This is a genomic window from Pseudarthrobacter sp. PH31-O2, assembly GCF_030063265.1.
Taxonomy (GTDB): Bacteria; Actinomycetota; Actinomycetes; order Actinomycetales; family Micrococcaceae; genus Arthrobacter.
In genome coordinates this window covers 195377-206192 of the sequence record NZ_JASIST010000008.1, presented here as the reverse complement: position 1 = coordinate 206192, position 10816 = coordinate 195377, and the positions used below count along the sequence as shown (strand labels likewise).

Annotated in this window: 8 protein-coding genes; 4 read left to right on the top strand and 4 right to left on the bottom strand. The window is 66.2% G+C overall.

Features of this window, described 5'->3' with window-relative positions; genetic code table 11:
• Positions 1-359: 359 nt before the first annotated feature.
• From QMG72_RS13715 to QMG72_RS13705, 3 genes are all read left to right on the top strand, one after another.
• Positions 360-647 (top strand): HU family DNA-binding protein, encoded by a 288-nt coding sequence (locus QMG72_RS13715; protein WP_024367639.1) that lies wholly within the window; start codon positions 360-362, stop codon positions 645-647.
• Between the two features lie 143 nt (positions 648-790).
• Positions 791-2953, top strand: coding sequence for a bifunctional copper resistance protein CopD/cytochrome c oxidase assembly protein (locus QMG72_RS13710; RefSeq protein WP_502913811.1), 2163 nt, complete (start codon positions 791-793; stop codon positions 2951-2953).
• Positions 2950-4911 (top strand): NHL domain-containing thioredoxin family protein, encoded by a 1962-nt coding sequence (locus QMG72_RS13705; protein ID WP_283480810.1) that lies wholly within the window; start codon positions 2950-2952, stop codon positions 4909-4911. The genes QMG72_RS13710 and QMG72_RS13705 overlap by 4 nt, the downstream gene beginning before the upstream one ends.
• Positions 4912-5010: 99 nt before the next feature.
• Here the strand turns inward: QMG72_RS13705 and QMG72_RS13700 are convergent, their stop codons facing one another.
• The 4 genes from QMG72_RS13700 to QMG72_RS13685 all read right to left on the bottom strand — a co-directional run bounded on the left by QMG72_RS13700 (position 5011) and on the right by QMG72_RS13685 (position 9473).
• Entirely contained in the window at positions 5011-6003 is a 993-nt protein-coding gene (locus tag QMG72_RS13700) for a hypothetical protein (protein WP_282359017.1), read from the bottom strand.
• A 106-nt stretch (positions 6004-6109) separates the two neighbouring features.
• Entirely contained in the window at positions 6110-7789 is a 1680-nt protein-coding gene (locus tag QMG72_RS13695) for a helicase HerA-like domain-containing protein (RefSeq protein WP_283480809.1), read from the bottom strand.
• A 63-nt stretch (positions 7790-7852) separates the two neighbouring features.
• Positions 7853-8554, bottom strand: coding sequence for a type 1 glutamine amidotransferase domain-containing protein (locus QMG72_RS13690; protein ID WP_226775198.1), 702 nt, complete (start codon positions 8552-8554; stop codon positions 7853-7855).
• Between the two features lie 49 nt (positions 8555-8603).
• The gene (locus tag QMG72_RS13685) at positions 8604-9473 is read right to left on the bottom strand and encodes an aldo/keto reductase (RefSeq protein ID WP_226775199.1); all 870 of its coding nucleotides are present in this window, start codon (positions 9471-9473) and stop codon (positions 8604-8606) included.
• Between the two features lie 239 nt (positions 9474-9712).
• Here QMG72_RS13685 and QMG72_RS13680 point away from each other — a divergent pair, with 239 nt between their 5' ends.
• On the top strand, positions 9713-10702 hold the full coding sequence (locus tag QMG72_RS13680) for an LLM class flavin-dependent oxidoreductase (RefSeq protein ID WP_226775200.1): 990 nt from the start codon (positions 9713-9715) through the stop codon (positions 10700-10702).
• Positions 10703-10816: the final 114 nt, after the last annotated feature.

The window sequence follows — 10816 nt, the reverse complement described above, 5'->3', positions numbered from 1 at the left end:
GGGTGTGGGAGAGTAGGTCACCGCCGGAACATCATTAAACGGTCGAGGACCCCCAACCACGTTGGGGGTCCTCCCGCATTTAACACCCCACCCAAAAACACCCCCACCGGGAACCCCACCCGGCTCAGCGGGGAAACCGCCGCCCATCAATCCACGCCAGGAGCTCGACGGCGTGGGCCGTCCGCTGTTGGCGAAATCGGGGTCGGAAAGGCCCTGATTCCAGGTTTTTTCCTCAAAAAAGGCCGAAAACACGCGGAATTTGCCGCCTCGACCGCGGCAAGCTGGTAAGTTTTCGAACAGTGGCTTGTGCGCATGCCGTGTGCAGGCTCCAAAAATCATGACCGTCCAGGAGGACATAAATGGCTAAGAACCGTAGTGAACTTGTTGCAGAGGTAGCAGGCAAGGCCGGCACCAGCCAGGCAGCCGTCAACTCCGTGCTGGATGCATTGTTCGAGGTCTTCGAGACCTCTGTCGCCGCCGGCGAGAAGATCACCATCCCGGGCTGGCTTGCAGTTGAGCGCACCGACCGTGCCGCTCGCACCGGCCGCAACCCGCAGACGGGCGAGACCATCCAGATCGCCGCGGGCCACAGCGTCAAGCTGACCGCCGGCTCCAAGCTGAAGGCTGCGGTTTCCAAGAAGAAGTAGCTTTCCATAAAGGCTTAAAAGGAGCGGCGACCCATTGGGTCGCCGCTCCTTTTTCCTTGGGGCCCGGCTCCGGCGGCCATACCGAGGCGGCTGGGACGGCGCTCGATTCGGTGAGCAGGCGGGGCGTAGCGGACAATGGAGCTGTGCCTTCCGCAGCAAAACCCCGCCCCGCCGCCGCCGCTCCTGCCCCTACGGGGGGAGCGCGAAGTGCTGTTGCGGGCCCTGCAGCTGTCTCCAGGGGTTGGCTGTACGCCGGACTCGCCGCGTTGTTCCTCGGCCTTGTGGCGGCCCTGCTGTTCTCCGGCGCCGCTGCAGCGCGGTCGGTCTCCGACCCGGGCGCCATGGTGCGCTGGGGCCTGCCGGTCAGCAAGGCAGTGCATAACGTCTCGCTTGCCACCGTGATCGGCGGATTGCTGTTCGCCGTCGGCGTCCTGCCGCGGTCCTTCGCCGGGTCCCGTTCCAAGGCACCGGACGCCCCGGAGCATCCTGCCTTCAGCCGCGCGCTGGCTGTCGCCGCCGCCGCGGGGGCCCTCTGGACATTGTCAGCGGTTGCCGTGCTCGTAATGAGCTACTCGGACATCGCCGGCCAACCGATCTCCGGTGATCCGGAATTCACCCGCTCTTTGGTCTACTTTATGACGGACATCGAAACCGGCCGCGCCTGGCTGGCCGTTGTCATCATCGCAGCCGTGGTCACCACTGCGCTCTTCGGCGTCCGCTCGATGGGAGGACTGGCGGCAACCCTGGTTCTCTCGCTGGTCGGGCTCGTCCCATCGGCGCTGATCGGCCACTCCGCCAGTTCGGCTGATCATGAAGGTGCCATTAACTCGCTCGGGCTGCATCTGGTTGGGGTCTCGGCCTGGGTGGGGGGCATCATCACCCTGGCCTTGCTCTCCGGCGTGCTGGGCGGCACAACGGCGGAGCGGGCGGCCGGTGGCCGCCGGGACATCACCGAGCCGACGCTCAGGCGCTTCTCCGCACTGGCGGGCTTCGCCTTCATCATGGTCTTCGCCTCCGGGGTGATCAACGCCAGCATCCGCCTCACGTCCTGGAACAATCTCCTCGGTTCTTCCTATGGGCAGTTGATCCTGGCCAAGGCAGCGGCCACCCTGGTCCTTGGCGGTATCGGACTAATGCACCGGCGGTGGGTGATCCCGCAGCTCGGCAGCCACGCCGGCGGCCTGTCCGCCCGTCGTGTGCTCTGGCAGCTTGTGGTGGCTGAGCTGCTGATCATGGGCGCGACATCGGGCATCGCCGTCGCGCTTGGCCGATCGGCACCGCCGCAGGATCCGGCCCTGTTGCCGGCCGCCTCGCCGGCCTTCATTCTGTCCGGCTACGAACTGCCACCGGAGCTCACCCCGGAGCGCTGGCTGACAGAGTGGCGTCCTGACTGGCTTTGGCTCACTGCGGCGGCCTTTGGCCTCGCCACCTACATCCTGGGCCTGCGGAAAATCCGCCGGCGTGGGGATTCCTGGTCCTGGTTCCGGGCAGTCAATTGGGTGATCGGGCTTGTGCTCTTGAGCTATGTGACTTCCGGCCCGCCAGCCGTCTACGGCCGGGTAATGTTCTCCGCGCACATGGTGGATCACATGGCCCTGACCATGGTGGTTCCCATCTTCCTGGTCCTCGGGGCCCCCATAACGTTGGCACTGCGTGCGCTGACGCCGCGACGGGACAGCTCCCGCGGCCCACGCGAGTGGCTGCTGATCTTCATCCATTCGAAGTTCTCCCAGCTCGTGACGCATCCGCTGTTCGCCGCCGCCAACTTTGCCGGTTCGATCGTGTTGTTCTACTACTCGGATGCGTTTGGTTACGCGATGCGCGACCACGTGGGTCACGAGCTGATGAACCTGCATTTTGCCCTCACCGGCTACATCTTTGTGCTGACCATGCTCGGAACCGACCCGTTGCCCCGGCGTGCGCCCTACCCGATGCGGCTGCTGCTGCTGCTGGCCACGATGGGTTTTCACGCTTTCTTCGGTGTAGCGATCATGGGCGGTACCGGGCTGCTGGCCGCGGACTACTTCGGCAACCTGGGCCGGGCCTGGGGCCCTTCAGCGCTGCTGGACCAGCAGATGGGCGGCGCGGTGGCCTGGGGCATCGGCGAGGTGCCCACCTTGCTGGTGGCGATCGGCGTCGCCGTGATGTGGTCCCGTTCCGACGCGCGCGAGTCGAAGCGCACCGACCGGGCGGCGGACCGGAATAACAACGCCGATCTCACTGCTTACAACGATATGTTTGCCAAGTTGGCCGAGCGCGATGCCCGGCTGGACGAACGCAGCTCAAAGCTGGAAGGACGCTCATGACCGAAACTGTACGCACCCACCTCCGGGTCCGGGCCTCCGAACTGGTGGGCCGCAACTGGCTCAACACCGGCGGCAAGTCACTGGACCTGGAATCCCTGCGCGGCAAAATCGTGCTGCTGGACTTCTGGACCTTCTGCTGCATCAACTGCCTGCACGTACTTGACGAACTCCGCCCGCTGGAACAGCGGTACTCCGATGTCCTCGTCACCGTCGGGGTGCATTCTCCCAAGTTCGAGCACGAGGCGGATCCGGTGGCCTTGGCGGCTGCCGTCGAACGTTATGAGATCAGCCACCCGGTCCTCGATGATCCAGAGTTGGACACTTGGAAGGCCTACACGGCCCGGGCCTGGCCCACCCTGGTGGTCATTGACCCAGAGGGCTACATCGTGGCGCACCTCTCCGGTGAAGGCCACGCGGATGGTCTCGCCGTTCTGATTCCGGAGCTGATTGCCGAGCACGAAGCCAAGGGCACGCTGCACCGGGGCGACGGCCCCTATGTGGCGCCGGAGCCGACGTCGGACACCCTGAGGTTTCCGGGCAAGGCCCTGTACCTTCCCGCTGGCCGTGGCGCCGGAGATGCTTCGGAAGCAGGTTCCTGGCTCGTCACCGACACCGGGCACCACCGCCTGGTAGAACTCTCCACTGACTTCCAGACTGTGCTTGCCACCTACGGGTCCGGCGAGAAGGGCCATGCCGACGGTAACGCCGCTGCGGCCCGCTTCAACGAACCGCAGGGTCTGGTGCTGCTCCCGGCGGATGCCGCGGCGGCGGCAGGGTACGACGTCGTTATCGCCGATTCCGTGAACCACCGCCTGCGCGGGCTGTCCCTGGCCGACGGAGCCGTCAGCACCTTGGCCGGCAACGGCGTGCAGCGGCTGCTGGAGACCGGACCGGCCCGGGTGGATGAGGAAGGCGCCGCCTATGGCGCCCGGCTCGAGGCGGATCCGCTGCGCGTTTCGCTCAGCTCGCCCTGGGACGTTGTCTGGTCCAGCAAACTCAACGCGGTGGTGGTCGCCATGGCCGGGGTGCACCAGATCTTCAGCTTCGACCCGCGCTCCGGCGCCGTGTCCATCATCGCCGGAAATGGCCTCGAGGGACTCCTTGACGGCCCGGCGGCGGAAGCATGGTTCGCCCAGTCCTCAGGCCTCGCCGAGGACACCGAGGGCAACATCTGGGTGGCGGACTCGGAAACCTCAGCGCTGCGTAAGCTCATAGTCGGCGACGGCGGCGCCATCACCGTCGAGTCGGCCATCGGCAAGGGCCTGTTCGACTTCGGCTTCCGCGACGGGCAGGCCGCCGAGGCCCGGCTGCAGCACCCGCTGGGTGTGACGGTACTGCCGGACGGCTCGGTAGCCATCGCAGATACCTACAACGGTGCGGTCCGCCGCTATGACCCGGTCGCGGGCACCGTCTCCACCCTGGCGCGTGGGCTCTCGGAACCCTCTGACGTGATTGTGGACCACACCCAGGTGGCCGGCGCCGAGCCGCTCCTGGTAGTGGTGGAAGCGAACAAGCACCAACTGGTCTATGTTCCCATCCCCAAGGAAGCGCAACAGGTGGACGAGGGCGCAGCCCAGACCCAGCGGCCCAAGAGCCCGGTGGCGCCCGGGCAGCTTGAGCTCACCGTCCGCTTCACAGCCCCCACCGGCCAGAAACTGGACCACCGCTGGGGCGACCCCACCCAGTTGAAGATCTCCTCCACCCCGCCGGAACTGCTGGTGGCCGGCGGGGGGACTTCGGTGGGCCTGATGCGCACCCTGGAACTAGCCTCCGACGTTCCGGAAGGTGTCCTGCATATTACCGCCCGCGCCGCTGCCTGCGACGGACCCGAGGAAGCTGACGGGGAGATCCCGGACCACGCCGCCTGCCACCTTTACCAGCAGGACTGGGGCATCCCGGTGCTGCTGCAGGCCGACGGCGACACCGAACTGGTACTGGACCTGCGCGGGATGGACTGAAGTCCTGGCTGGTGCCGCCGGACGGAATGTGCCCGGCCCTCCGTGCAGGGTGCGGGCGGCCGGGACCAGGATGCGGCGGTCTTCGCGGTCTGACCCGTGCTAGTAGCTCAGCAGCGGTGTGACCTTGACCGAGTCGGCGTCCACGTCCAGGCGGGTGGTGAAGCTGAAGTCGTGGACGGCGTTCAGTTCGGTGGTTGCCCCGCTAAACAGGTCCACCTGCCGGGCCGTGATCCGCGCCGTGCCGTTCAGTGGGGCAACCACCCAGCGTCCGCCGAACGGTTCGATGCTGATGGTGGGGTATTCGGTGATACTCCAGTCGATCGTGCCGGGAACCACCTGGTTGAAGGTGGTGTGGTAGAACGGACAGTCCGGCTGGAGCTTCTGCTCTTTGTCCGCAGTGTCGGCGCACGTGTCCAGGAACTCCTTTACCTTGGCGTCCACCGCCTGCTTCAGCCCGTCGGTGGCTTCGGTCAGCAGATTCAGCGGAGCGGCGGGGACATCGCGGCCGGAGAGTGTGGCTTTGGTCGGTGCGGCGGAGAAGTACTCACCGGAGAGGGACGCCTCGTACTCGCCCGGGTAAAAAGCCGCGAAGGAATTCCTGCCGCTGGGCATGTTCACCGGAACCCCGTTGAGGATCGCCTCGCTGGAGTTGACCACTGTGACGTTCAAGACCGGCAGCGCAGCGGGAACAATAGCCCACTTGTGGAAGAACAACCACTCGGTTCCCGAGCGTTCCAGCAGGAATTCGGTCCGCAGTTGGCTGCCGTCAATCGTGTAGTCAATCGGGACCATCACCTGGTTGCCGCCGCGGTCCTCGGCCGCGCCGTACTTCACGCCGCTGATCCGGGCCGCGGCCGTTTGGAGCGCGGTGCCGTCCAGCATGGCCGCGTTGCTCTGCGGAACGGAAGCATGCAGTAAGCCGAGGGCCTTCCCGCCCTCGCCGTTCTGCAGGGCAGCCAGATACTCCCGGACAGGTTGCTGCGGGCTTGCCAGGGATCCGTTGACCAGATTGACCGTCACGATGCCCCCGGCCACGGCAAGCATCAGGCCCAGCAGCCACCCGGCTGCGATCCTGACCAACGCCTGACTCATTTGCACTTACCATACGTTACCTGCACCCTGCAGGAATTCCCTTGTCGTTAGGGACGCGCCCGGCCCGCACGGATCGCGTGGGCTGGGGACGCCGTCCCGCCGGACCTTAGCGGCGGCGCTTCGGGGCGGTACCGAAGACGCCGCGCAGCAGTTCGCGGCCGAGCTGGGTTCCCAGCGAGCGTGCCATGCTTTTCAGCCCGCCGCCCAGGGCGCCACCCAGGACACCGGAAAGGTCGCCGGCTCTGCCGCCGTCCGCCGCCGGACTGCGCTGGGACTGCCGGGGCGACTCGCGGGGTTCGCGTGGTTCGGGCGCCGCGGCGGGCCGGCTGCTGGGACGGCCCAGGATTTCCTCCTCGATCCGCCGGGCTTCGGCGTCGACGTCGGTGCTGGCGGCACCGGCGGGAGCCGGGGCGGCGGGTCCCGTATCCGGCGAGGCTTTCCCGGAGATCTTTTCATAGGCGGAGACATTGTCGACGGCGGTGCCGTACTTGGCCAGCAATGCGGAGCCGGCCACGGTGCTGGCGATCAACGCGTCGGCGCTGGGACCCATCACCGATTCCGGCGCGCGCAGCCGGGTGAGTGCGACCGGCGTCGGGGCACCATTCTCGTTCATCACGGTAACGACCGCCTCGCCGATCCCGGCGGAAGTAAGGGTTTCCGCCAGATCGTAATCGCTCACCGGGAAGGTGGAGACGGTGGCTTTGAGCGCCTTCGCGTCCTCGGGCGTATAGGCCCGGAGGGCATGCTGCACCCGGTTCGCGAGCTGCCCCAGGACGTCGGCGGGAACATCCTTGGGGGTCTGGGTCACGAAGAAGATGCCAACACCCTTGGACCGGATCAGTCGTACGGTGGTGGTGATCGCAGCCAGGAACGCCTTCGAGGCGCCGTTGAAGAGCAGGTGGGCTTCGTCCAGGAAGAACACAAGCTTGGGCTTGTCCAGGTCGCCGGCCTCGGGCAGGTCCTCAAACAGATCGGCCAGCAGCCACATCAGGAACGTCGAGAACAGCATCGGTTTGGTCTGCAGGGTGGGCAGCTCCAGACAGGTGATCACGCCGCGCCCGTCCGGGGCGGTGCGCAAAAGTTCTGCGGTGTCGAACTCGGGTTCGCCGAAGAACTTCTCCATACCCTGCGCCTCAAGGGTGATCAGCTCGCGCAGGATAACGCCGGCGGTCGACTTCGAAAGCCCGCCGAGTTCCTCAAGTTCGTCCTTGCCCTCCGCGGACGTGAGGAACTGGATGACCGCGCGAAGGTCCTTGAGGTCGATCAGTTCGAGCTGGTTCTTGTCCGCGAAGTGAAAGACCAGCTGCAGGCTCGATTCCTGCGTTTCGTTGAGCTCCATAACGCGGGAAAGCAGGACGGGCCCAAAGGAGGTGATAGTGGCGCGGACCGGGATCCCGGTGCCGTCCCCGCCCAGGGCCAGGAACTCCACCGGGAACGTTTTGCCGGACCAGGGCTGCCCGATCCCCGCCGTGCGCGTGATGAGTTTCTCACTGCCGGTGGCGGCTGTAGCCAGCCCGGAGAGATCCCCCTTGATGTCCGCCAGGAACACCGGGACCCCGGCGGTGGAAAGCTGTTCCGCCATCATGTGCAAGGTCACGGTCTTACCCGTGCCCGTTGCCCCGGCCACCAGTCCGTGGCGGTTCATCATGGACAACGGGAGCCGGACAGGAGCGTCCTTGTGGACCTCGCCGTCGACGATCGCGGCACCCAGCTCAATTGTGGGCCCCTGAAGGGTGTAGCCCTGCTGGATGGTGGCGACTTTGTCTGCGGTGGATTTGATGGCCATGCGGACAGCTTAGCCGGGTCCGGCGGCCCGGACCCGGCTTCAGCGGATGTTGTTTTTATGCTGCTATTCGGCGAGGGCCTTGAGAACTTCCTTCGCCACAGCCTCGCTGGACTGCGGGTTCTGGCCGCTGATCAGGTTGCCGTCGCGCACAACGTGGGAGCTCCAGGCAGCCGCCGTTTCGACGATGGCGCCTTTGTCCTTCAGCTCGTCCTCCACGAACCACGGCGTGTTGGGGCCGGTGCCGCCGTTGAGTTCCTCTTCGTTCGTGAACACGGTGAGGCGGCGGCCGGCGAAAGCAAACGCCCCGGCGTCGTCCGTGGCGCTCAACAGGCCGGCCGGGCCGTGGCAGAACGGTGCGATGACTTTGCCGTCGGCGTTCGCCGCAACCAGGAGCTTGCCAAGGTCCTTGTCCTCGTAAAGGTCGGTCATCGGGCCATGGCCGCCGGGCATAATGACCGCGTCGTAGCCGGCGATGCTGACGTCGGCAAGCACCAGCGGCGCGGACAGCTCAGCGTCGATCGTGGCGATGTAGTCGCGGAATCCGTTCGCCCGTTCCTCGCCGCCGGCGGCCTCGGGTGCGAGGCTGACCTGGTCAACAGTGGGCTTGGCGCCGCCCGGGGTGGCGAGGTGGACGGTGTGCCCGGCGTCGAGCAGGGTCTGATGCGAAACGACCAGTTCCTCAGCCCAATAGCCGGTGGGGTGTTCGCTCCCGTCGCGCATGGTGAGGGAATCGGCGGCGGATACGACCATCAGGATGTTAGCCATGTCAGGCTCCTGTTCTGCCGGCCACGGGGCCGGCGTTGATATTGGGGACTTAGTGGGCGGCTTGGAGCTCGGCGTAGGCGGCGTCGTCCAGGACAACGCCGGCAGCGGCCAGGTTCTCTTCGAGGTGTTTGACCGAACCGGTTCCGGGGATCGGCATCATCACTGAGGAGCGGCGCAGCAGCCAGGCGAGGGCCACCTGCGAAGTGGTGGCGCCCAGCCGCTTGGCAGCCGCATCCAGCGGGCCGCCGGGCTGAGCAAGTTCGCCCGCGGAGATCGGCGCCCAGGGGATGAATCCGATCCCGTTCTCCTCGGCGTAGTTCAGCACGTCCTCGGAGCTGCGGTCGGTCAGGTTGTAGCGGTTCTGCACGGTGGAAACGGTGAAGTACTTACCGGCTGCTTCGAGCTCTGCGACGCTGACCTGGGACAGGCCCAAGGCCTTCACCTTGCCCTCGTTTTGCAGGTCACGAAGCACAGCGAACTGCTCCTCCGGGTCTACCTTGGGGTCGATCCGGTGCAGCTGGAGCAGATCCAGGGCGTCGACCTTCAGTTTTCTCAGGCTCAGTTCGGTCTGCTGGCGCAGGTATTCGGCCCGGCCCAGCGGCACCCACTCGTGCGGGCCGGTACGGGTGAACCCGACCTTGGTGGCGATCCTCAACCCCGCCTTGTACGGGTGCAGTGCCTCGGCCAGGATTTCCTCGCTGATATTGGGCCCGTACGAATCAGCGGTGTCAATGAAGTCGACACCGAGCTCAACCGCACGGCGGACGACGGCGATGGCGGCGTTGCGGTCGGCTGGCTCGCCCCAGACGCCGTCCCCAACAATCCTCATGGCGCCGAATCCCAGCCGATGGACGGTGCCCAGGTCCTTGAGTGCGATCGTGGCGGATGTTTGCGGATGCTGTGAGTTGTTATGGCTCATAGGGGCGGCAACTCCCTGAGCCAGCTGAGTATTCCGGACGCGTCGCAGTGCCGGAGTTCGGCTCCGGCGGACGGGGCTGCAACTATCCCCCTCCTTGAGCCTCAGCCCGGAAAGAGCATGGGGGACGCCACAGCTGGCACAGAAATATCCCGGGGCCCGGCGTCGTTGTCTACAGTGTGCCCGCACCGGGATCCGGTGCGGCTACTGAGAATTCCCCGCTACGAAAGGCCGGCTTTTCCGTGACTGTTCCGCTTTCCATCCTTGACCTGGCAACCATCGGTAAGGGCCAGACGGCGGCCGAGAGCCTGGCGGGAAGCGTGGCCATGGCGCAACTCGCCGAGAAGCTGGGGTACCGGCGCGTCTGGTACGCCGAGCACCACAACATGTCGGCCATCGCCTCGTCGGCCACCAGTGTGCTGATCGCCCACGTTGCCGCGCACACCGAAAGTATCCGCCTCGGCGCCGGCGGGGTGATGTTGCCAAACCACTCACCGCTGACTATCGCCGAGCAGTTCGGCACCCTCGAGACCCTGCACCCTGGACGGATCGACCTTGGCTTGGGCCGTGCGCCCGGCAGCGACCAGAATACGCTTCGTGCCCTGCGCCGCGACCCGATGTCTTCGGACAGCTTCCCGCAGGACGTGCTGGAACTCCAGGGCTACCTGACCGGCCCCACCCGCATCCAGGGCGTGGAAGCCACCCCGGGCAAGGGCACCAACGTCCCCCTGTACATCCTGGGATCCTCCCTGTTCGGCGCCAAGCTCGCTGCGCAGCTGGGCCTGCCCTACGCCTTCGCCTCGCATTTTGCGCCGAACGCGCTGCGGGACGCCGTAGCCATCTACCGCCGCGACTTCCAGCCCTCCGCGCAGCTGGACGCCCCGCACGTGATTGCCGGCGTCAACGTGATCGCGGCGGATTCCGCAGCCGAGGCGCAGCAGAACTTCCAAGCGACCAAACGCGCCAGGGTCTCACTGTTCTTCGGCAACGGCCGCGAATTCAGCGACGACGAGGCGGACATGGTCCTGGAGTCGCCGCAGGGCCAGCACATCGCCCAGATGATGAAGTACTCGGCCGTGGGCACCCCCGACGCCGTGTTGGAATACCTGGACGGATTCGCCGCGCATGCTGACGCCGACGAGCTGATCGTCGCGCACCAGAGCAATGCCACCGATTCCCGGCTGCGTTCGGTACAGCTTCTGGCCGACGTCGCAGGACTCGTGCGGGTCTAGGCTCCGGCGTCCAGCCACCGTCGACGTCCGATGCGGTACCGGCGGTTGCGGAATTTACATAACTGCAACCGCCGGGACACCCGAGGGAAACGGGGTGCAGCGAATACTGGGAGT

Excerpts from the sequence above, each read along its gene's own strand:
- QMG72_RS13685 (WP_226775199.1), bottom strand. The coding sequence starts at position 9,473 with ATGAGCCATAACAACTCACAGCATCCGCAAACATCCGCCACGATCGCA.
- QMG72_RS13700 (WP_282359017.1), bottom strand. The coding sequence starts at position 6,003 with ATGAGTCAGGCGTTGGTCAGGATCGCAGCCGGGTGGCTGCTGGGCCTG.
- QMG72_RS13695 (WP_283480809.1), bottom strand. The coding sequence starts at position 7,789 with ATGGCCATCAAATCCACCGCAGACAAAGTCGCCACCATCCAGCAGGGC.
- QMG72_RS13690 (WP_226775198.1), bottom strand. The coding sequence starts at position 8,554 with ATGGCTAACATCCTGATGGTCGTATCCGCCGCCGATTCCCTCACCATG.
- QMG72_RS13715 (WP_024367639.1), top strand. The coding sequence starts at position 360 with ATGGCTAAGAACCGTAGTGAACTTGTTGCAGAGGTAGCAGGCAAGGCC.
- QMG72_RS13705 (WP_283480810.1), top strand. The coding sequence starts at position 2,950 with ATGACCGAAACTGTACGCACCCACCTCCGGGTCCGGGCCTCCGAACTG.